Origin of the sequence: Streptomyces pristinaespiralis, assembly GCF_001278075.1 — a bacterium.
GTDB lineage: Bacteria > Actinomycetota > Actinomycetes > Streptomycetales > Streptomycetaceae > Streptomyces > Streptomyces pristinaespiralis.
In genome coordinates this window covers 4,958,204-4,979,557 of record NZ_CP011340.1, presented here as the reverse complement: position 1 = coordinate 4,979,557, position 21,354 = coordinate 4,958,204, and the positions used below count along the sequence as shown (strand labels likewise).

The following is a 21,354-nucleotide window of genomic DNA, read 5'->3' as shown; positions in this document are numbered from 1 at the left end:
GCGGCCCGGTGCGGTTTCCGCGCGGAGCGCCGTGCAGGTCCGGACGGAGCGCCGTGCGGGTCCCGGTGTGGGTCCGCGCGGTGCGGAGCCCGGTGCGGGTCCCGGTGTGGTTCCGGGCGGAGCCCGGTGCGGGTCCGGGCGGAGCCCGGTTTCGGGAAGGGGCGGGGTGGGGAACACGCCCGCCGCAGGCGGCCACGCACCCGCACCCGCAGCCGGCGCCCCGCCCACCCCCACCTCACCTCCCCGCCGACTCCCGGAAGCGCGTCGTCCGGTGGATCGGGTCCGTGTCGATCTGAGGGATCACGTGCTCGCCGATCAGGCGGATCGTCGTCATCGTGTCCTCGTAGGACACTCCGATCGGCAGGCCGAACGACAGTTGGTCCGCCCCCGCCTGCTCCCACCGCTTGCACTGCTGCAGCACCTCTCCCGGGTCGCCGCAGATCATCAGTTCCTCCGCTATCAGCAGTTCGATGATCTCCGCCGTGTACTCCGGCAGGAGTTCCGGCCACTCGGGGACGCCCTCGGGGCGCGGGAACGTGTCGTGGTAGCGGAACAGCAGCGACTGGAGGTAGTTGAGGCCGCCGGACACCGCGATCTCGACCGCGCGTTCGTGCGTCTCCGCGCAGATCGCCGTCGAGGTCACCATCACGTTGTCGTTGACGAAGGCGCCGACCGCCTTCGCCTCCTTCACCGCCGACTTGTACGAGTCGAGGACCCATTCCATGTCGGAGACCTTCTGGACGCTGAAGCCCAGCACGCCGAGGCCCTTCCTGCCGGCCATGGCGTACGAGGACGGGGAGCCGGCCGCGTACCACATCGGCGGGTGGGCGGGCCCGTAGGGCTTGGGGAGGACCTTCCGCGGCGGCAGGGACCAGTGCTTGCCCTGGAAGCCCACGTACTCGTCCTGGAGCCACATCTTCGGGAACTCGGCAATCGTCTCCTCCCAGATCTCCTTGGTGTGGTTCATGTCGGTGATGCCCGGCATGAATCCGAGGATCTCGTGGGACCCGGCGCCCCGGCCCGAGCCGAATTCGAAGCGGCCCTGCGACAGGTGGTCGAGCATCGCGACCTTCTCCGCGACCTTGACCGGGTGGTTGACCGGGGCCAGCGGGTTGAAGATGCCGGAGCCGAGGTGGATGCGCTCGGTCGCGTGGGCGAGGTAGCCGAGGAAGACGTCGTTGGCCGACAGGTGCGAGTACTCCTCCAGGAAGTGGTGCTCGGAGGCCCAGGCGTACTTGAACCCGGACCTGTCCGCCTGGATGACGTACTCGGTCTCCTCCATCAGCGCCTTGTGCTCGGCGAGCGGGTCGGTCTCGGCGCGCTTGCCGAGGTATCCCTGAACAAAGAGGCCGAATTCCACGGGGTCCACCGCCTATCGTTTCTGACGCACCGTCAGATCTGGATGGGTCCGACTGTTCCACCGGGTGCCTGCGCAGTCAAGAGAGCAGCGGCGCCGCGGCGCCGGACCGGCACCGGGCCGCCTCACAGGACGCTGACGCCCGCCAGCCATCCGCCGTCGATCACGAACGGCTGCCCGGTGATGTACGAGGAGTCCTCGCCGGTCAGGAAGAGGGCGAGCCTGGCGATCTCCTCCGGCCGCCCGACCCGCCCGAGCGGCACCAGCGTGCGGTAGAGGTCGCCGACCGCTTCCGGGTCCACGCCGTCGGGATTGCTCATCGGGGTGTCCACGGCGCCGGGGCACACCGCGTTGACCCGGATCCCCTTCCCCGCGAGCTCGAGCGCGGCCACCCTCGTCAGACCGAGGATCGCGTGCTTGGAGGCCGCGTACGCGCCCACGTACGCCATGCCCGTCAGCGCCGTGTACGAGGCCGTGTTCACGATCGTGCCGCCTCCGGCCGCCTCGATCTCCGGGGCGACGCTGCGGATACCGAGGAACGTGCCGACCTGGTTGACCTGCGTGATCAGCTGGAACTCCTCCAGCGGGGTGGCGAGGAGTTCGTTGAAGCGCAGGATGCCCGCGTTGTTGACCAGCCCGTCGATCTTCCCGAAGCGCTCCTTCGCGGCGCCGACGGCCGCGCTCCACTCGGCCTCGCGGCTCACGTCGAGATGGACGTAGAGACCGCCGACCTCCTTGGCGAGCGGTTCGCCCAGCTCGTCGAGGACATCGGCGAGGACGACCTTCGCGCCCTCCGCCGCGAAGAGCCTGGCCTCCTGCTCCCCCTGCCCGCGCGCCGCGCCGGTGACGAGTACGACGCGTCCGTCCAGCTTGCCCATGCCTGCTCCCTTGGTCAGTCGAGGTGCGGGGCGACGTCGGCGGCGAAGGCCGCCATCTGGTCGGTCAGTTCACCGCGGCTGCGACTGCGGAACCGCACCTGGATCTGGTCCACGCCCATCACGGCGTAGGCCCGCAGGGACTCCGCGACCGCCGCGGGCTTGCCGGAGACCGTCCGGCGGCCGGTGTGCCGGCCGGGCTCGCCGATGTACAGCGGTTCGGTGATGGCGCCGATCACGAAGGGGTCCTCGATCCCCGCCGCCTCGCGCAGCTGCCGGATCCGCGCGATCTGCGCCGGCAGCTTCTCGCGCGGATCGCCCTGGGGCAGCCAGCCGTCACCCTTGAGCGCGGCCCGCCGCACAGCGGCCGGCGAGGAGCCGCCGACCCAGAGGGGGACACGGGGCTGGGCCGGCCGTGGCCGCTGCCCGAGGTCCTTGAAACGGAACCGCTCCCCGTGGAACTCCGGATACTCGCCGGGGCCGAGCGCGGCGCGCAGTGCGTCGATGCTCTCGTCGAGGACGGCCCCGCGGGCGTCGAAGTCGACACCCAGGGCTTCGAACTCCTCCCGTACGTGCCCGGCCCCGACGCCGAGGAGCAGCCGTCCGCCGGAGAGGTGGTCGAGGGTCGCGTACTGCTTCGCGGACGCCAGGGGGTGGCGCAGCCCGACGACCGCGACATGACTCAGCAGCCGCACCCGCTCGGTCACCCCGGCGAGGAAGGAGAGCGTGGCGACCGGGTCGTACCAGACCGTGGACATGGCGTCCGCGAGGCGTCGCGGGACGGCGACGTGGTCGCAGACGGCGAGGTAGGAGAAACCGGCCCGGTCGGCCGCCACGGCGACGGCGGCCAGGTCGTCCGGGCCCGCCTCGGTCTCCCAGGGCTCGGCGTAGAGGGTGCTCTGCGACTGGACCGGGAGCTGCATCCCGTACGCCACCATGAAGACTCCCCAGAGCTGACGGACCGTCAGTAACGACGGCTGGTGCCATCGTCGGGGCTGACGGTCCATCAGGCAAGGGTGGCGCAGCGGCCTCAGCCGAGCAGCGCGTACACCGTCGAGGCGCGGGCGGCCGGCTCCGCGGAACCTTCGGCGGCCATGGTGATCTCGGCGAAGGCCATGCGCTTGCCCAGCTTGGTGATCCGGGCGTCGACCAGGACGTCGGCGCCGACGACGGCCCGCTGGAAGCTGGTGGACTGCTGGACCGTCGTCATCGGGACGAAGGCGCCCCGCGCCGACGACACGGCGATCACGGTCGCCGTGTCCGCCGCGGCCATCAGCGCCTGCCCGGACATCCCGCCGCCCTCCCGGGCGAGCCGGTCGGACCAGGGCAGCCGCAGCACGGCGTGCAGGTCGCCCGTCTCCTCGACGGACAGGCCGAGTTCGAGGACCCAGGGGGCGAAGCTGTCGGCGAGGATCTTGCCCGCTTCTGCGGTGGAGAGCGTCATGCCCTGATGGTGCCGGTCGGGGGCCGTTCCGGGTAGACGACCCGGGTGCGGCTGTCCCTGCTTGTTCGGCCACCCGTGTCACACCGGCCCGCTACGCTGAGTATCGACTGGCCCGCCATGCGAGGGAGGCGCATCATGACGGTGATGCTGGAACGCCCGACGACAGACGGCACCGACCCCCGCCGCTTCGAGGAGCTGTGCGCAGCCCTCGACGAGCTGAACGTGCCCGACGGCTTCAACGCCGAGATCATCAGGGGGAACATCGTCGTGTCACCATGGTCGAAGGCGTACTACCTCGACGTCATGGACCTGGTCTGCGATCAGCTGCGCCCCCGCCTTCCGGAGGGCCACCGGATCAGCTCCGCCCCCGCGCTCTACGTGTTCCCCGGCGTGGAGCGGGCCTACGGCCCCGACGTCCACGCGGCTCACCGTCAGACGCGGCGGACGACAAGCCGCCATTTGGACGGGGAAGGGCTCTCCTTCGTCGCCGAGTTGACCTCTCCTTCGACGCGCGACGACGATCTCACCGACAAGGTCGAGCGCTACGGCAAGGCCGGTGTTCCTGTTTACCTCCTGCTCGACATGCAGGAGGACAGCGCCACCGTCTACTGGTCGCCGACCCCGAAGGGATATGCCTCCCACCTCACCGTGCCGTTCGGCGAGAAGATCCACATCCCTGCCCCGTTCGACTGCCACGTCGACACGACCGGGTTCCAGGCGCCCGGCGAAGGCTGACCGGAGAACGGGCGCCACCAGGTAGGCGGCACCAGGTAGCACGCGGCGTGCGGGACGCTCAACACGATTGCCCGCCGGGCGGTGCGTGACGGGACCGCCGGGCGGTCGCCTACGGGCCCGGCCACAGACCGTCCTCGGTCAGCCCCAGCAGGTCGATCGCGTTGCCCGCCACGATCCTCTCCACCACGTCCTGCGGCAGGTGGCCCATCTGGGACTCGCCGACCTCCTTCGACTTCGGCCAGGTCGAGTCGGAGTGCGGGTAGTCCGTCTCGTAGAGGACGTTCCCCGCCCCGATCGCGTCCAGGTTCCTGAGGCCGAAGGCGTCGTCGAAGAAGCAGCCGTAGACGTGCTCGGCGAAGAGTTCGGACGGCGGCCGGGTGACCTTGTCCGCCACCCCGCCCCAGGCGCGGTTCTCCTCCCAGACGACGTCCGCCCGCTCCAGGATGTACGGGATCCAGCCGATCTGGCCTTCCGCGTACATGATCCGCAGTCCGGGGAAGCGCTCGAGCTTGCCGCTCATCAGCCAGTCGACCATGGAGAAGCAGCAGTTGGCGAAGGTGATGGTCGAACCGACGGCGGGAGGCGCGTCCGCCGAGGTGGAGGGCATGCGGCTGGAGGAGCCGATGTGCATGGCGATGACCGTGCCGGTCTCGTCGCAGGCGGCGAGGAACGGGTCCCACGCGTCGGTGTGGACGGACGGGAGCCCGAGGTGCGGGGGTATCTCGGAGAACGCGACGGCGCGCACGCCGCGCGCCGCGTTGCGGCGGACCTCCGCGGCCGCCAGTTCCGCGTCCCACAGCGGGATCAGGGTCAGCGGTACGAGCCGGCCCCGCGCCTCGGGGCCGCACCACTCCTCCACCATCCAGTCGTTGTAGGCCCGCACGCACAGCAGCCCGAGCTCGCGGTCGGCGGCCTCCGTGAAGGTCTGGCCGCAGAAGCGCGGGAAGGTGGGGAAGCAGAGCGCGGAGCGGACGTGGTTGACGTCCATGTCGGCGAGCCGGTCCGGGACGCTGTAGGAGCCCGGGCGCATCTGCTCGTAGGTGATGATCTCCAGCTTGATCTCGTCGCGGTCGTAGCCGACGGCGGTGTCGAGGCGGGTGAGCGGCCGGTGCAGGTCCTCGTAGACCCACCAGTCGCCGACCGGTCCCTCGTCGCCGGGGGCTCCCATGACGGGGGCGAACCTGCCGCCCATGAAGGTCATTTCCTTCAGGGGCGCGCGGACGATGCGGGGGCCCGTGCCGGCGTATTTCGACGGGAGCCGGTCCCGCCAGACGCCGGGGGGCTCCACCGTGTGATCGTCCACCGAGATGATCTTGGGGAAGGTCTCCATCGTCCCAAGGTAGCGCCGATCTGACGATGCGTCAGCTATTGAGTCCGGGCCCCATCGGCGGGCCCCACTATGAACGCCACGTATACACGCTGTGTATAGTCACCGGCGAGTACGGACGACCACCGGCCCACGGCCGGATTCCGTACGACCGGCACACCGCCGCGCCATCGCGCCGCCACGAACGGGGAGACTCACCATGCCCTCAAGGACGTACAGAACCGGGTCCCGGGTTGTCCCGGCCCTCGCCGCAGCGCTCACGCTGACCCTCGCGCTCACCGGCTGCTCCGTCGACAGCACCTCGCCGGCGGACGCCCGCTCCGACGCCGCCGGCTCCGACGGGAAACCGCTCGCGAGCGAGAAGGGCAGGGGCTCCGGTGCGCCGTCCGTCGACTGCGAGAAGGCCAAGTGCATAGCGCTCACCTTCGACGCCGGCCCCGGCAAGGACACCCCCCGGCTGCTCGACCACCTCGCGAAGGAGAAGGTGCCCGCCACCTTCTTCCTGCTCGGCAAGAACCACGTGCTCAAGTACCCCGACGTGGTGCGCCGCCTCGCCGCCGAGGGCCACGAGGTCGCCAACCACACCTGGACCCACCAGCGGCTCGACAAGCTCGACAAGGAAGAGATACGCGCGGAACTCGGCCGCACCCAGGACGCCATAGAGGAGATCACCGGTGAGAAGCCGCGGCTGATGCGCCCGCCGCAGGGCCGCACCGACGACGAGGTGAAGGCCGTCAGCAAGGAGCTCGGCCTCTCCCAGGTCCTGTGGAGCGCCACCGCCAAGGACTACTCCACGACCGACAGCGCGCTCATCGAGAAGCGCATCCTCGACCAGGCCGGACGCGACGGCATCATCCTGCTGCACGACATCTACGACGGCACGGTCCCCGCCGTGCCCGGCATCATCACCGAGCTGAAGAAGCGCGGTTACACCTTCGTCACGGTCACCCAGCTGCTCGCACCGGCCGCACCCGAACCCGGCACGGTCTATCGCCCCTGATCAGAGCGGACCGTACGGCCCGGCGGACGACAGCAGACGCAGCCGCCCCGCTGCTGACGCGGCCACCCCCAACAAGGCAGACTGTCGAGGGCGATTCCGGCAGTACCGGCAGGGGGCACCTATGGACCGTGACAGCGGGCCACGCGTACCGAACCAGCGCGCTCCGCTCGGGAGCGAGAACGCCGAGCTGTACTTCAGCGTGCTCGGACCGGTACGGGTGCGGCGGGGCGGAGAGACCCTGCCGCCCGGCTCGCCGCAGCAGCGCGCCCTGCTCGTCGCGCCGCTGCTCCGCGACGGGCGCACCGCCACCGCCCACGAGCTGATCGACGCGATCTGGGGCGAGGAACCACCCTCCCAGGCCCTCGCCGCCGTCCGCACGTACGCCTCCCGGCTGCGCAAGGCGCTCGACCCCGACACCCTGGTCAGCGAGTCGGGCGGCTACGCGCTGCGCATCGGCAGGGAAGCCCTCGACCTCGCCGTCGCGCAGGAACTCGCGGCGGAGGCGTACAAGGCGAACGCCGCCGGCGACCGTACCCAGGCACGGGCGCTGCTCAACAAGGTGCTGAACCTGTGGGACGGCGAGCCGCTCGCCAACGTGCCGGGGCCGTATGCGGAGAACCAGCGCACCCGGCTCGTCGAGTGGGGTCTGCAACTGCTCGAGACCCGGCTCGACATCGACCTCGAGGTCGGCCGGCACGCCGAGGCCGTCTCCGAGCTCACGGCGCTCACCGCGACCCACCCGCTGCGCGAGCGGCTGCGCGAACTGCTGATGCTCGCCCTGTACCGCAGCGGACGCCAGGCGGAGGCACTCGCCGTCTACGCCGACACCCGCCGGCTGCTCGCAGAGGAACTGGGCGTCGACCCGCGGCCCGAACTCTCCAGCCTGCAGCAGCGGATCCTGCGGGCCGACGCCGAACTCGCCCGTTCTCCGCAGGAGCCGGCGCCCGCCCCGCAGACCACCCGGCCCGCCCAGCTGCCGGCCACCGTGCCGGACTTCACCGGCCGGACGTCCTTCGTGCAGGAACTGGGCGGTCAACTTGCCACCGCCGAGGGGTCGGTGATGGCGGTGTCCGCCCTCGCGGGCATCGGCGGCGTCGGCAAGACCACCCTGGCCGTCCATGTGGCCCACCAGGCGCGCAAGCACTTCCCCGACGGGCAGCTGTACGTCGACCTCCAGGGCACCGGCAACCGGTCCGCGGAGCCGGAGACGGTCCTCGGCGCGTTCCTGCGCGCCCTCGGCACACCCGACTCCGCGATCCCGGACACCCTGGACGAACGCGCGGCCCTCTACCGCTCCGCCCTGGACGGGCGACGGATCCTGGTGCTGCTCGACAACGCCCGCGACGCCGCCCAGGTCCGGCCCCTGCTGCCCGGCACGGCCGGCTGCGCCGCGCTGATCACCAGCCGGGTGCGGATGGTCGACCTGGCGGGCGCGCACCTCGTCGACCTGGACGTGATGTCCCCGGAGGAGGCCCTCCAGCTGTTCACCCGGATCGTCGGTGCGGAGCGGGTCGGTGCGGAGCGGGACGCGGCGCTGGACGTGGTCGCGGCGTGCGGGTTCCTGCCGCTCGCCATCCGTATCGCCGCCTCGCGGCTGGCGGCCCGCCGCACCTGGACGGTCTCGGTCCTCGCGGCCAAGCTGGCCGACGGGCGGCGCCGCCTCGACGAGCTCCAGGCCGGTGACCTGGCGGTGAAGGCCACCTTCGAACTGGGCTACGGCCAGCTGGAGCCCGCCCAGGCCAGGGCGTTCCGCCTGCTGGGCCTGGCGGACGGCCCGGACATCTCGCTCGCCGCGGCGGCGGCCGTGCTGGAACTGCCGCCGCACGAGACGGAGGACCTGCTCGAGGCGCTGGTCGACACGTCCCTGCTGGAGTCCGCGGCGCCCGGCCGGTACCGCTACCACGACCTCGTGCGGCTCTACGCGCGTGCATGCGCGGAGCGCGACGAGTCCGCGGCGGCCAGGGAGGCCGCCGTCTCCCACCTGCTGGACTTCTACCTGGCGACGGCGGCCCGGGTCTTCGCCATGGAGCGGCCCGGCGACCGGCTGGTGGTGCACCTGGAGCCGACGGGTGACGCCGGGCTCGAGTTCGCGCACCTCGACGACGCCCAGGACTGGCTCTACGCGGAGGCCCACTGCCTCCTCGCCTGCGCCCGGCAGGCGTCCCCCGGACCGCAGTTGCGGCGGGCGGTCGACCTGCTGTGGGCCGTCCAGAACCTCGCCGAGTCGGGAGCGAACTCGAAGGTCTACGAGTCCGTGGCCTGCGGGGCGGTCGAGGCCGCACGGGCCGCGGGCGACACGCGGACCGAGGGCAGGGCCCGTACGTCGATGACCAACGTCCATCTCGTGGCGGGCCGTTACGACGAGGCGGACGAGGAGGCGGCCCAGGCGGCGGTACTGGCCCGGTCGGTGAACGACCCGGCGCCGGTCTACTGGTCGGACAACGACCGGGGCATCATCGCCTTCATACAGGGACGCAACCAGGAGGCCGAGGAGCACCTGCGACGCGCCATGGAGGGTTCGCGTCTCGACGGCAACCTGCCCGGCGAGGCGAGCGCCCTGTCCAACCTCTCCCGCATCCACGTCGCCACCGGCCGCATCACCCAGGCGATCTCCCTCGCGGAGCAGGGCATCGCCATCTACGACAGGATCGGCCACACGCTCCGGCTGGCCAACGCCCGTTACGCCCTCGGGGTCGCGCTGACACAGGCGGGCCGCCACACGGACGCCCTGGAGCAACTGTCGGAGGCGCTGAGCCTGTTCGAGTCGAACCGGCAGCGCCTGTGGGAGGGCACGGCCCACTTCCGCATCGCCCAGGCGCATCTCTCCGCACGCCGCCCCGCACGGGCCGCGCAGCACGCGGAACAGGCGCTCGCGATGGGCTGCATCGGCGGCGACCGGACCCGCGGCAAGGTGCTGACCACGCTGGGACTGGCCCTGGACGCGCTGGGGCAGGCGGACCGCGCGCGTGCGTGCTGGCGGGACGCGCTGTTCCTCCACGAGCAGACGGGTGCGGCGGAGGCGGAAGAGGTCCGCACACTGCTGGAGCCCCTCAGCGGTGCCGCCTGACGGCCCGCGGGACACGGCCCGTCGGGGCCGGGTCCGGTACGGCGGTCCCAGGACGCGGCAGGCTCGGTGCAGCCGCAGGGGCAGGGCGCCGGGCAGGGCGTTCATCGAATGTTTATGCTCGTCCGACATGCTTCATGCATTCGATCCGTCGCGTCGGGGGGCAGACGGATCACTCGGGCCGGCGCCTCAGCGGGGTGACAGGTCCACCGGCCTTCCGTCCGGCGACCCTCGGGGGAGTCGCCGGCCGGAAGGCCCTCCGGTCATCGGCTATCCCATGGGGGACGACATGAGCACCAACAAGCAGGACCGCGAAGAGATCACCACGATGGGCGACCACCACGCGCCCGTGCCGCCCGCCGACACCACCATCACGACCATGGGCGACCACCACGCCCCGGCTCCGCCGCAGGTCTGACACACGAAGCCAAACACGACGGGGAACGGCCGCGGCGGCGCGGAGGGGGAGCCGCCGCGGCCGTGGCATGTCTCCGGGCGGCCGTTGACGACTGTGTCCTGAGCCACACTCAGACACTTCGTAAGCAATGGGCCACCGACCGGACAAAACCAAAGGATCTTCGGCAGAAACCGAGCGCAACTGCTCAGCGGCAGTGTGTACTTGGCGGGCGCGCCTCACGGCGCCCCCACACCCTGCTCTCCCGAGGTCTAATTCGATGATCGAGATACCGGACCTGGCCGCCGGCGGCCTGGCCGCCGGGACGTTGTCGGCATTCGTCCTGGGAGGCGGGCTCATCCGCTCCCGGCGGGAACGGGCCCGGCAGCGCGAGGAGATCACCACGCTCCGGTCGCATCTCGACGCCGCCCGGCACGAACTGGACCGCGCCGCCCAGGCCTTCGCCGCCGAGATAGCCCACCTCGCCGCGGAGCGGATGCCCGCGGAGGCCACCCGGACCGCCCACCCGCACGTCCGGGTGCCCGGACCGCTCGGGCCCGCGGGCGCGGGCACCGAGGCCGTACTCGAAGCGCTGCGCACCGCCATGGCCCAGGAGCGCAAGCGCGTCGACGCCGCCGCCCGGGCCGGTATGCGCGGCGCGACCCGCGAGATCCAGGCCGGGCTCTACCGGCTCCAGGACGTGCTGCGCGGACTCCAGCAGCGCTACGACGATCCGGAGCTGGCACAGACCCTCTTCGCCCTCGACCACGAGAACGAGCAGTCGCTGCGCCGCGCCCAGGTCGCCGCCGTCGTGTGCGGGGCGTGGGTGGGGCTCGCCCGCGAGGAGTCGCACCTGGTCGACGCCGTCACGGGCGGACAGGCCAGGCTCGTCGGCTATCACCGGGTCCAGGTGCACAACCACCTCGAGCCCGGCACCGCGCTCGTGTCGCACGCGGTGGAGCCGGTGGCGATCATCGTCGCCGAGCTGCTCGACAACGCGCTGCGCCACTCCTCGCCGGACACCGCCGTGGTGGTGAACCTCGAACGCGTCCACCACGGCGTCACGGTGACGGTCGACGACGCGGGCGTCGGCATGGCGAGCGACGAACGCGCCGCCGCGCAGCGGCTGGTGGCCGGGGACCACCAGATCCTCCTGTCCGACCTCGGTGACCCGCCCCGGATGGGACTGGCCGCGATCGGCCGGCTCACCCGGCAGTTCGACGTGTCGGTCGACCTGTCCACGCCGTCGCCCTACGGCGGTGTACGGGCGGTGCTGCTCGTCAAGAGCCATCTGCTGAGCCGTATCGACCCGGTCCTGCACCCGCCCGCCGTCAGCGCCGCCCGCTCCACCCGGAACGCGGTGGAGCCCGAGCTCGCGGCCGAACAGGCACGGCACACGGAGCAGCCGCAGCCGGCCCGGCAGGACCGGCCCGCCCCGCAGACGCGGCTCGACCGGCAGGCGCGGCCCACCACCGGCCCCGAGCAGCCCACCGGCCCGGAGCAGTCCACCGAGCCTGAACCGCACGCGGCACCACCGCGGTTCGCGGACGCCGTCGCCCGCGCCGCTCCCCCGGCCCCGCACGGCGGCGAGCCCGTCCACGAGCCCGTGCCCGACCCCGCCCAGGACGGCGACCAGCTCCCGCAGCGCCGCCGCAGGGTCCGCGCCGAGACGTCCTCCGCGGCGCCCGCCCCCGAACCGGCAGCGCCCGCCGCGCCCGCCCGCACCCCCGAGGAGTCCGCCGCGGCGCTCGGGGCGCTCCAGTCCGCAACAGCCGCGGCGCGCAACGCCGCAGAGACCGAAGGGAACGACCCCCGATGACCAGCCGCGACCCCGGTGAAGCCGCCTGGGTGCTCGATCCGATCCTCGAAATCCCGCATGTCCGGGCCGCCGCGCTGCTGACCAGGGACGGGCTCGTCTCCGGTTACTCCGCCGCGCTCTCCCAGGACTCCGCGGAGCGCGTCGCGGCGATCATCAGCACCGTCCAGGGCGCGTGCCGTACCGCCGCCGCCGCGTTCGCCGACGAGGACAGCGCCCGGCTGCGCCAGGTGGTCATCGAGTCCGACCACGGCTACATCCTGGTCGCGCCGACGGACCACGGCACGTGCGTGGCCGCGTACGGCAGCCCGGAGGTACGCCTCGACCTGCTGGGCCACCGGGTCCACTCCCAGGTGGCCCGGCTCGGTGAGAAGGCCATGGCCGCCGCGCCCCGGGTGGCCGACGGCGGCACAGCGGTATGACCGGCCGCCGGAGCGGCCGCCCCCTGGTGCCCGCCTACCTGTCCACCGGCGGGGTGGCGCGGCCCAGTCGCAACAGCCTGGAGCGCCTGTCGGTGCTGACCGGCGCGGGCGGGCCCGCGCCCGCCGGCCTGCCCGCCGCCCAGCACGCCGTGCTGGAGGCGCTCGACGGCGGCTCACTGACCGTGGTGGAGACGGCCGCCCTGCTGAAGCTGCCGGTCTCCGCGGTCCGTGTCCTGGCCGCCGCCCTGATCGACCAGGGTCTGGTGCGCGCACGCCCACCGGTCCCCTCCGCCGCCCTGCCCGACCGTGACCTTCTGAAGAGAGTGGCCGATGGCCTCCGCGCCCTCAAGCTTTAGCCCGCCCGCGGGTTCCGGCCCGTCCTCCCGTGAGCGCGACTCCGAGGCCGGTCTGCATCTGCCAGAGACCGCACGGGAACTGGTCAAGATCCTCGTCGCCGGTCCGTTCGGCGTCGGCAAGACGACACTGATCGACTCCGTCTCCGAGATCCGGCCGCTGCACACCGAGGAGCACCTGACCCAGGCGTCGGTCGCGGTCGACGACCTGGCCGGGGTGCGCGACAAGACGACGACGACCGTCGCCATCGACTTCGGGCGGATCTCGCTGGGCGGCGGGATCGTGCTCTACCTCTTCGGCACCCCCGGCCAGGAGCGTTTCCGCTCCCTGTGGGACGACATCGCGTACGGGGCGCTCGGCGCGCTCGTGCTCGTCGACACCCGCCGGATCGACGACTCCTTCGACGTCCTCGGCATGGTCGAGGAATCGGGGCTGCCGTACGCCGTCGCCCTCAACACCTTCCCCGACTCCAAGAACTACGGCGAGGAGCAGCTGCGCCGCGCCCTCGACCTCGAGCACGACACCCCGCTGGTGATGTGCGACGCCCGCGACACCAACTCCTCCGTCGACGCGCTGCTCGCCCTGGTCCAGCACCTCATCGACCGCAACAGCCGCCGGACGGAGCCCCGTTGAACGCCTATCCTGCCCGCGCCGACGCGTTCACGCTGTCCGCGCCCGTACGACTGTGGGAAGAGGGTTTCGCGGCCGATCCGCATGCCTACTACGCGGCGCTGCGGGCCCAGGGCCCGGTCGGCTGGGCCGAACTCGCCCCCGGGGTGCCCGCGTACGTCGTCACCGACCGCCGCGCCGCCCTCGACCTGCTGCACGACCCCGCGACCTGGTCGCACGACCCGCGTCCCTGGGAGGCCACCGTCCCCGAGGACTCCCCCGTCCTCGGCATGATGCGCTGGCGGCCCAACACCCTCTTCGCGGACGGCGACGCGCACATCCGTTACCGGCGCAGCCTCACGGACGCGTTCGACCTGGTGGAACCGCACGACCTGCGCGAACGCGTCCATCACGCCGTGGACGTGCTCGTCGGCCGCTTCGGCCCGGCGGGCTCCGCGGACCTCGTCACCGAGTTCGCCCGGCCGCTGATGGCGCTGATCTTCAACAACCTCTTCGGCCTGCCCGACAGCGAGTCGGGCCGGCTCGACGCCGCGCTCGGCGCGATGATGGAGGGCGGCGACCGCGCGGCGGAGGGCGAGGCCGAGTACGGCAGGTACGTGCTGGAGCTGATCGCCGCCAAGTCGGTGCGGCGCGGGCCCGACATCACCAGCCGGCTGCTGGACCACCCGCTGGCCCTCACGCCGGAGGAGGTCACCTGGCAGGTGTTCCTCACCCTCGGGGCCGGTCACGAACCGAGCGCCAACCTCGTCTCCAACGCGCTCTCGCGGATCCTCGGCAACGCCGACTACTACTCCACCCTCACCAGTGGCTCCCGGCCGGTGATGGACGCGGTCCTCGAGGTGCTCCGCTACGAGACCCCGCTGTCGAACTACGGCATCCACTTCGCCCGCGAGTCCGTGTCCTTCCACGGGGTCTGGGTGCAGGCGGCGGTCCCGGTCGTCGTCTCGTACGGAGCGCTGGGCCACTTCGCCGAGCAGGACTTCGCGGGGACGCACCACCGGCACGACGCGTCGCACCTGTCGTTCTCCGCCGGTGAGCACGCCTGCCCCGTGAAGCAGCCGGCCCTGCTGATCGCCACGGAGGCCATCGAACGTCTCACCCAGTGGCTGCCGGATCTTCAGCCGGTCCTGCCGCGTGAGCGGCTCAGCTGGCGGCCGGGCCCCTTCCACCGTTCGCTGACGGCGCTGCCCGTCAGATTCACACCTCACAGCCCCGACCAGGCAGGAGACCGTTCATGACCGTGTCCCCCCGTGTGGCCGTCGATCCGTTCGGTGCCGACATCATCGCCGAGTGCGCGAAGCTGCGCTCCCTCGGCCCCATCGTCCCCGTCGAGCTGCCCGGCGGCATACCCGCCTGGGCGCCCACCGGTCACGACACCCTCAAGGCCCTGATCCTCGACCCCGAGGTCAGCAAGGACCCGCGCAGGCACTGGTCGCTCTTCCCCGAGATCGGCGAGCACCCCGAGTGGGGCTGGATCCTCGGCTGGGTCGGCGTGGTCAACATGCTGTCGACGTACGGCAGCGACCACACCCGGCTGCGCAAGCTCGTCGCCCCCAGCTTCACCGCCCGGCGTACCGAGGCGATGCGCGACCGGGTGGAGGCCATCACCGAGGAGCTGCTGACGGAGCTGGACGCGGCCGGCGCGAACGGCGAGGTCGTGGACGTGAAGGCAGCGTTCGCGCATCCGCTGCCCATGCGGATGATCTGCGAGCTGTTCGGCGTGCCCGAGCATCTGCGCGAGGCCACCGGCCGGCTGATCGCCGCCCTCATGGACACCTCCGACCCGAGCCCGGAGCAGGCGGCCTGGGTGCAGGAGCAGATCGGCACGGTCCTCGGCTCGCTCATCGGGTACAAGGCCGAGCACCCCGGCGACGACATGACCACGGAGCTGATCCGGGTCCGCGACGAGGACGGCGACCGGCTCAGCGACGAGGAGCTCCTCTACACCCTGCTCCTCGTCATCGGCGCCGGCTTCGAGACGACGGTCAATCTGATCGGCAACGCCGTCGTCGCGCTGCTCGAGCACCCCGAACAGCTGGCGGCCGTGAGGGCCGGCGCGATCAGCTGGGAGCAGGTGATCGAGGAGGTGCTGCGGGTCCGCCCGTCGATCGCCTCGCTGCCGCTGCGGTTCGCGGTGTCCGACATCACCGTCGGCGGGGTCACCGTCCCGGCGGGCGACGCGATCCTGACGACGTACGCGGCCGCGGGCAACGACCCGGCGCGCTACGGCGAGGACGCGGCGGCCTTCGACGCCACGCGGGCGGCCGACGACCATCTGTCCTTCGGTATCGGTGTGCACCGCTGCATCGGGGCCCCGCTGGCCCGGATGGAGGCGATGACCGCGCTGCCGGCGCTCTTCGACCGCTACCCGGGCCTCACCGCCGCGTTCGAGTCCGACGAGCTGAAGCAGGTGCCCTCGTTCATCGCGTACGGGTGGCAGGAGATCCCGGTCCGCCTCCAGGGCTGACCACCGCAGACGGGCCCGGCCCGGTGCCGCGACAGCGCGGGACCGGGCCGGTGCCGCGCTCAGCCGGCGTGCCGGGAGCGCAGCTTCGTCTTCAGCACCTTGCCGCTCGCGTTGCGGGGCAGCGCGGCCACGAACTCCACGTGCCTGGGCACCTTGAAGTTCGCCATCTCCCGCCGTGACCAGGCGATCAGGTCGTCGGCGGTCAGCGTCGAGCCGGGCCGGCGGACCACGTACGCCTTGCCCACCTCGCCGAGCCGTTCGTCGGGCACGCCGATGACGGCGACGTCCGCGACGTCCGGGTGCGGGCCGAGCAGCTGCTCGATCTCCGCGGGGTAGGCGTTGAAGCCGCCGACGATGAACATGTCCTTGATCCGGTCGGTGATGCGCAGGTTCCCCTGCTCGTCCAGGACCCCGACGTCGCCGGTGCGCAGCCAGCCGTCGGGAGTGATCGCGCGGGCGGTGGCCGCGGGGTCCTCGAAGTAGCCGCGCATCACGTTGTGCCCGCGTACCAGCACCTCCCCGGGCTCGCCCTGCGGCGCGAGGACGCGGACCTCCGTGCCGGGTATCGCACGGCCGGAGGTGGCGGCGACGGTGGCGGGGGCGTCTCCCCGGCGGCACATGGTCACGATGCCGCTCGCCTCCGAGAGCCCGTAGGCCGTCAGGACGGTGGGGACGCGCAGTTCGTCGCGGAGCCGTTCCACGAGGTCGAGGGGTACGACGGCGGCGCCGGTGACGACGAGCCGCAGGGTGCTCAGGTCGTGCCGGCCGCGCGCCGGGTGGTCGAGCAGCGACCGGTGCAGGGTCGGCGGGCCGGGCAGCACGGAGATCCGTTCCGCGGCGATGTTCGCGAGGACGGTCTCCACGTTGAAGACGGGTTGCGGGACCATCGTGGCGCCGCGGGTGAGGCAGGCGACGACGCCCGCCTTGTAGCCGAAGGTGTGGAAGAACGGGTTCACGATCAGGTAGCGGTCACCCTCGCGCAGCCCGGCGAGCTCGCTCCACAGGTCGTAGCAGCGCAGGGTCTGGGCGTGGGTGATGACGGCGCCCTTGGGGCGGCCGGTGGTGCCGGAGGTGAAGACGAGGTCGGAGGGGTCGTCGGCGGTGACGGTGGCGGCGCGCTCCCGCACCTGCCGGGCGTCCACGCCGTCGCCGCCGGCGAGGAAGTCCTTCCAGGTCCGGTACTCCTGCGGCGCGCTCTCGGCCAGGACGACGACCTGCTCCAGGTCGGGCAGTTCCACGTCGCAGCGGCGCAGGGAGGCGACGTAGGAGGTGCCCAGGAAGGTGCCGGTGACGAAGAGGAGCCTGGCCCGTGAGCGCCGCAGGACGTAGGCGGCCTCCGTGCCCTTGAAGCGGGTGTTGAGGGGGACGAGGACCGCCCCCGCGGTGACGGCGCCGAGCGCGCAGACGATCCAGTCGAGGGTGTTGGGCGCCCAGACGGCGACCCGGTCCCCCTTGCGGACGCCGGAGGCGATGCACGCGGCGGCGGCGCGTTCGACCCGTTCGCCCAGCTCGGCGTAGGGGACGCGGATGCGCCCCTCGACGACTGCCTCGCGCTGTCCGTACCGCAGGGCGGCGGTCCGCACCAGCTCCCCGATCGTGCCCCGTGCCAGGTCGCCGTGTCGCATCACGTACCTCCCGTACGTCCCCGCACAGTAGCTGACGGTCCGTCAGATTAGCTGTACGCTCCGGCCATGGCGACCCTCAAGGACAAGGCGGCGATAGTCGGGATCGGTTCGACGGCCTTCGCCAGGCGACTGCCCGAGTCGGAGAAGACACTGGCCTGCCGGGCGGTCCTCGCCGCTCTCGACGACGCCGGCATCGCCCCCGCGGAGGTGGACGGCTTCGCCTCGTACACGATGGAGGAGACCGACGAGGTCGAGCTCGCCAAGGCCGTCGGCGCCGGCGACGTCACCTTCTTCTCCAAGGTCGGCTACGGGGGAGGCGGCTCGTGCGCCACCGTCGCGCACCTGGCCGCCGCCGTGGCCACCGGGCAGGCGAGCGTCGGCGTCGCCTGGCGCTCCCGCAAACGCGGCTCGGGCCCGCGCCCCTGGACGAACACCACGGCACAGCTGCCGACCCCCGCCCAGTGGACCCGCCCGTTCGGTCTGCTGCGGCCCGCCGACGAGATCGGCATGCTCGCCCGCCGTTACATGCACGAATACGGCGCGACCCGCGACCACTTCTTCAACGTGGCCCTCGCCTGCCGCAACCGTGCCAACCAGAACCCGGCCGCGATGATGTACGACCGGCCGCTCACCCGCGAGATGTACATGACCGCCCGCTGGATCAGCGAACCGCTCTGCCTCTTCGACAACTGCCTCGAGACGGACGGCGCGCTCGCCTGCGTGATCGTGAGCGCCGAGCGCGCCCGCGACTGCCGGCACAGACCCGTCCACGTCCACTCCGCCGCCCAGGGCCTGCCCGCCCAGCACCACGGAATGGTCAACTACTGGAACGACGACCCGCTCACCGGTCCGGCCTGGACGGCCGCCCGGCACCTGTGGAAGCAGGCCGACTTCGGACCGGAGGACGTCCATGTGGCCCAGATCTACGACGCGTTCACCCCGCTGATCCCGCTCTCCCTGGAGGGCTACGGCTTCTGCGGACGGGGCGAGGGCGCGGCCTTCACCGAAGGCGGCGCGCTGGAGATCGGCGGACGACTGCCCCTGAACACCGCGGGCGGCGGCCTCAGCGAGGCCTACGTGCACGGCTTCAACCTGATCAACGAGGGCGTCAGGCAACTGCGGGGCACCTCGACGGCCCAGGTGCCGGATGCCCGGACCTGCCTGGTGACGGCGGGCGAGGGCGTACCGACCTCGGCCCTTCTGCTGAGGAGCTGAGATGCTGCGACCGGTCATCGACGACGACGGAGCACCCTTCTGGAAGTACGCGGCGAGCGGCGAACTGCGCGTCCAGACCTGCGCCGCCCCCGCCTGCGGCGAACCGCGGTTCCCGCCGCGTCCCTGCTGCCCGCACTGCGGTTCCTTCGACAGCGAATGGCGCCCGACGAGCGGCCGCGGCCGTATCTGGTCGTTCGTGCTCCCGCACCCGCCGCTGCTGCCCGGCTACGCCGAACAGGCCCCCTACAACGCGGTCGTCGTCGAACTGCTCGACGCCCCCCGCATCCGGCTCGTCGGCAACGTGGTCACCGCCCCGGACGCGCCGCTGAACTCCGTCGACCCGGCCCGGCTGCGCATCGGCGCCGGCGTGCGCGTGGTGTTCACGCGGGACGGGCTGCCCCGCTGGCGGCTGGAGCGCGCATGAGCCTGCGCGTGGAGAGGGACAAGGACAGCGGCGTCGCCCTGGTCACCCTCGACCGGCCCGCCAGACTCAACGCGATCGACCTGGAAACGGCGGCCGAACTGGCTGCCGCTTGGCGGCAGTTCCGCCGCGACGACGAGGTGCGGGCCGTGGTGCTGACGGGCGCGGGCACCAGGGCGTTCTGCACGGGCGTCGACCGCTCGGCCGAGGTGCCGCAGCCGTCCTCGCCGTACTCCCTCGACGATCCGCTGCTGGCGGTCGGCCCCAAGGCGAACGACCTGTGGAAGCCGGTGATCGCGGCCGTCGAGGGCATGGCCTGCGGCGGGGCGTTCTACCTGCTCGGCGAGAGCGAGTTCGTGATCGCCTCGCGCGAGGCGACGTTCTTCGACCCGCACACCACGTACGGGATGGTCAGCGCCTACGAGTCAGTCTTCATGGCCCAGCGGATGCCGGCCGGCGAGGTGGCCCGGACGGCCCTGATGGGCACGGCGGAACGGCTGACCGCACGCCGTGCGTACGAAGTGGGCCTGGTCTCCGAGCTGACGGAGCCCGGCGGCGCGGCAGCGGCGGCGCTGCGCGCCGCGGAGATGATCGCGTCGTGTCCGACGGACGCCGTCCAGGGGACGGTACGCGCCGTGTGGGCGGCCACCGAGGCGTCACGGTCCCGGGCGCTCGCCCTTGCCCCGCACCTGGTCACGCTCGGCAACCTGCCGCCGGAGCGGCAGGCCGGGCTGTTCGAGGAGAGGCGGGGCAAGGACGGCTTCCGGCTGCGCTGACGGCCGGCCGGGACGCCCGGGCGTTCGCGGGTCAGCTGCGGGAAGCCCGCGAGACCTCGCACTTGGTGTACTCGGAGCCGTCGCCGGAGCCGGTGTACGGGGTGCTGAGCACGGTCGTCTCCGAGGCGCCCGCGGCGACGGCGATCGCCGTCTCGCTCGCGGTCGCCGGGACGGCCGTGCCGCCGACGCCACCGGTGAACTTCATGGTGACGTCGTAGTCGTAGTCCAGCGAGCCACTGTTGTTGATGGTGATCTTCGCCGTGAGCGCCTTCGTCGCGTCGTCGTACTTGCACTCGTCGATGGTGATGTCGCGTGCGGCCTTGTCGGCGCCGGAACCGCCGGGGACGGAGACGCCGCCCGTGCTTCCGCTGTCGTCGTCGCGGTGGCTGCCGCCGCTGCTGGAGCTGCTGGAACTGCTGGAGTTGTCACAGCCACCACCGCCGGAGCCACGGGCCCCGGTCAGTGCGACGAGCGCGATTCCGAAGACGGCAATGGCGCGGACATGACGGATCTTCACGTTTCAACCCCCGTTGAAAGTGTCGGCGAAAGGGCTCGGTTGACGAGCGCACGTCACCCTAGCAGCGTCGTGGGTCGCTTCCGGACACGAGAACGCCGACGGCGGTCACCCCCGCAGGGGGACCGCCGTCGGCGTGACAGGACTCGCGCCCGGCACCAGGCGGGCGGCTGTGTGGGGCCGTTACTTCGCGGGCTTCTTGCCGGTGATGCCGAGGTGTACCAACAGGGCCAGATTCGGCTTGAGTTCGGCCTGCTTGACCCCCCAGGTCGTGAAGCCCTTCTGGTGCGAGGCGACCGCGGCGAGCATCGCCACCAGCGATCCGGCCATCGCCCCGGGGCTGACGTCCTTGTCGACCTTGCCCTTGCCCTGGAGCTCCTTGACGGCGTCCGTGAGGGAGTTGGTGACCGAGTTCAGGATCTTCATACGGATCTTGTAGAACCGCTTGTCGCCCTCGGCCGCACCGAGATCGACCACACGGAGGATGGCGTCGTTGCGGCGCCAGAAGTCGAGGAAGCCCTCGACCAGTTCCTCCGCCGTCTGCCAGCCCGCCTTGCCGACCCAGGAGCGCCCGGAGACCAGTTCGGTCAACTCCGCGCCCTCCTTGGCCATTTCCTCGGCAATTTCGAGAACGGCGCCCTCGACGTCCGGGAAGTACTGGTAGAACGTCGCCGGTGAAGTGCCCGCTTTACGGGCCACGTCGATGACCTTGACGTCCCGGTACGGCGACGAGCTGAGCATCTCACTGAGGCAGTCGAGCAGTTTCTGCCGCGTCGCCTGCCCGCGTCGGCCGGCTACCCGGCCGTCGACGGTGCGCACTTGTCCTGTCATGCCGTCAGCTTACCGAGGGGTGATCGGCGCGCGATTCGGCCGACTGCAAATGGGGTGCCGGCCACGGACAGCAATAGTGTTATCAAC

Annotated in this window: 21 protein-coding genes; 13 read left to right on the top strand and 8 right to left on the bottom strand. The window is 71.9% G+C overall.

Annotated features, from left to right (window positions below; genetic code table 11):
• Window positions 1–235: 235 nt before the first annotated feature.
• From SPRI_RS21220 to SPRI_RS21205, 4 genes are all read right to left on the bottom strand, one after another.
• Window positions 236–1,360, bottom strand: a complete 1,125-nt coding sequence (locus SPRI_RS21220) for an LLM class flavin-dependent oxidoreductase (RefSeq protein ID WP_005316243.1) — start codon at window positions 1,358–1,360, stop codon at window positions 236–238.
• A gap of 122 nt (window positions 1,361–1,482) precedes the next feature.
• Window positions 1,483–2,235 (bottom strand): SDR family NAD(P)-dependent oxidoreductase, encoded by a 753-nt coding sequence (locus SPRI_RS21215; RefSeq protein ID WP_037774415.1) that lies wholly within the window; start codon window positions 2,233–2,235, stop codon window positions 1,483–1,485.
• Between the two features lie 14 nt (window positions 2,236–2,249).
• Entirely contained in the window at window positions 2,250–3,170 is a 921-nt protein-coding gene (locus tag SPRI_RS21210; RefSeq protein WP_005316239.1) for an LLM class F420-dependent oxidoreductase, read from the bottom strand.
• Window positions 3,171–3,262: 92 nt separating this feature from the next.
• A complete protein-coding gene (locus SPRI_RS21205; RefSeq protein ID WP_005316237.1) occupies window positions 3,263–3,676 on the bottom strand; it encodes a PaaI family thioesterase in 414 nt (137 codons plus the stop codon).
• 135 nt (window positions 3,677–3,811) lie between these two features.
• Between SPRI_RS21205 and SPRI_RS21200 the strand changes: the two genes are divergently transcribed.
• Entirely contained in the window at window positions 3,812–4,411 is a 600-nt protein-coding gene (locus SPRI_RS21200; RefSeq protein WP_037774414.1) for a Uma2 family endonuclease, read from the top strand.
• A 109-nt stretch (window positions 4,412–4,520) separates the two neighbouring features.
• Here the strand turns inward: SPRI_RS21200 and SPRI_RS21195 are convergent, their stop codons facing one another.
• Window positions 4,521–5,741: an amidohydrolase family protein gene (locus SPRI_RS21195; protein WP_005316233.1), complete on the bottom strand. Its 1,221-nt coding sequence runs from the start codon at window positions 5,739–5,741 to the stop codon at window positions 4,521–4,523.
• A 196-nt stretch (window positions 5,742–5,937) separates the two neighbouring features.
• Between SPRI_RS21195 and SPRI_RS21190 the strand changes: the two genes are divergently transcribed.
• The 9 genes from SPRI_RS21190 to SPRI_RS21155 all read left to right on the top strand — a co-directional run bounded on the left by SPRI_RS21190 (window position 5,938) and on the right by SPRI_RS21155 (window position 15,885).
• Window positions 5,938–6,738, top strand: a complete 801-nt coding sequence (locus tag SPRI_RS21190) for a polysaccharide deacetylase family protein (protein WP_005316231.1) — start codon at window positions 5,938–5,940, stop codon at window positions 6,736–6,738.
• 121 nt (window positions 6,739–6,859) lie between these two features.
• Entirely contained in the window at window positions 6,860–9,805 is a 2,946-nt protein-coding gene (locus SPRI_RS21185) for an AfsR/SARP family transcriptional regulator (RefSeq protein ID WP_053557181.1), read from the top strand.
• Window positions 9,806–10,091: 286 nt separating this feature from the next.
• Window positions 10,092–10,220 (top strand): hypothetical protein, encoded by a 129-nt coding sequence (locus SPRI_RS39775; RefSeq protein WP_275288275.1) that lies wholly within the window; start codon window positions 10,092–10,094, stop codon window positions 10,218–10,220.
• A gap of 256 nt (window positions 10,221–10,476) precedes the next feature.
• On the top strand, window positions 10,477–12,015 hold the full coding sequence (locus tag SPRI_RS21180; RefSeq protein ID WP_053557180.1) for an ATP-binding protein: 1,539 nt from the start codon (window positions 10,477–10,479) through the stop codon (window positions 12,013–12,015).
• The gene (locus SPRI_RS21175) at window positions 12,012–12,434 is read left to right on the top strand and encodes a roadblock/LC7 domain-containing protein (protein ID WP_053557179.1); all 423 of its coding nucleotides are present in this window, start codon (window positions 12,012–12,014) and stop codon (window positions 12,432–12,434) included. The genes SPRI_RS21180 and SPRI_RS21175 overlap by 4 nt, the downstream gene beginning before the upstream one ends.
• Window positions 12,431–12,790 carry a DUF742 domain-containing protein gene (locus SPRI_RS21170; protein ID WP_053557178.1) on the top strand — a complete coding sequence of 120 codons (360 nt, stop codon included), beginning with the start codon at window positions 12,431–12,433 and terminating at the stop codon, window positions 12,788–12,790. The genes SPRI_RS21175 and SPRI_RS21170 overlap by 4 nt, the downstream gene beginning before the upstream one ends.
• Entirely contained in the window at window positions 12,765–13,421 is a 657-nt protein-coding gene (locus SPRI_RS21165; protein WP_005316217.1) for a GTP-binding protein, read from the top strand. Before SPRI_RS21170 ends, SPRI_RS21165 begins: the two co-directional genes overlap by 26 nt.
• Entirely contained in the window at window positions 13,418–14,656 is a 1,239-nt protein-coding gene (locus tag SPRI_RS21160; protein ID WP_005316215.1) for a cytochrome P450, read from the top strand. Before SPRI_RS21165 ends, SPRI_RS21160 begins: the two co-directional genes overlap by 4 nt.
• Window positions 14,653–15,885 (top strand): cytochrome P450 family protein, encoded by a 1,233-nt coding sequence (locus SPRI_RS21155; protein ID WP_005316212.1) that lies wholly within the window; start codon window positions 14,653–14,655, stop codon window positions 15,883–15,885. Before SPRI_RS21160 ends, SPRI_RS21155 begins: the two co-directional genes overlap by 4 nt.
• A gap of 59 nt (window positions 15,886–15,944) precedes the next feature.
• On the opposite strand, the gene SPRI_RS21150 is transcribed toward SPRI_RS21155, so the two are convergent.
• Window positions 15,945–17,510: a FadD3 family acyl-CoA ligase gene (locus tag SPRI_RS21150; protein WP_037774413.1), complete on the bottom strand. Its 1,566-nt coding sequence runs from the start codon at window positions 17,508–17,510 to the stop codon at window positions 15,945–15,947.
• 66 nt (window positions 17,511–17,576) lie between these two features.
• Between SPRI_RS21150 and SPRI_RS21145 the strand changes: the two genes are divergently transcribed.
• From SPRI_RS21145 to SPRI_RS21135, 3 genes are read left to right on the top strand one after another with little or no spacing between them, the layout of a single operon-like run.
• On the top strand, window positions 17,577–18,725 hold the full coding sequence (locus SPRI_RS21145; RefSeq protein WP_005316207.1) for a lipid-transfer protein: 1,149 nt from the start codon (window positions 17,577–17,579) through the stop codon (window positions 18,723–18,725).
• Window position 18,726: 1 nt separating this feature from the next.
• Window positions 18,727–19,149: a Zn-ribbon domain-containing OB-fold protein gene (locus SPRI_RS21140; RefSeq protein ID WP_005316203.1), complete on the top strand. Its 423-nt coding sequence runs from the start codon at window positions 18,727–18,729 to the stop codon at window positions 19,147–19,149.
• Window positions 19,146–19,922, top strand: a complete 777-nt coding sequence (locus tag SPRI_RS21135) for an enoyl-CoA hydratase/isomerase family protein (RefSeq protein WP_005316201.1) — start codon at window positions 19,146–19,148, stop codon at window positions 19,920–19,922. The genes SPRI_RS21140 and SPRI_RS21135 overlap by 4 nt, the downstream gene beginning before the upstream one ends.
• Before the next feature lie 31 nt (window positions 19,923–19,953).
• On the opposite strand, the gene SPRI_RS21130 is transcribed toward SPRI_RS21135, so the two are convergent.
• Both SPRI_RS21130 and SPRI_RS21125 read right to left on the bottom strand, forming a co-directional pair.
• Complete coding sequence (locus SPRI_RS21130; RefSeq protein WP_005316198.1) at window positions 19,954–20,439, bottom strand: hypothetical protein; 486 nt, start codon at window positions 20,437–20,439, stop codon at window positions 19,954–19,956.
• A gap of 180 nt (window positions 20,440–20,619) precedes the next feature.
• Window positions 20,620–21,267 (bottom strand): TetR family transcriptional regulator, encoded by a 648-nt coding sequence (locus SPRI_RS21125; RefSeq protein WP_078535318.1) that lies wholly within the window; start codon window positions 21,265–21,267, stop codon window positions 20,620–20,622.
• Window positions 21,268–21,354 lie beyond the last annotated feature (87 nt).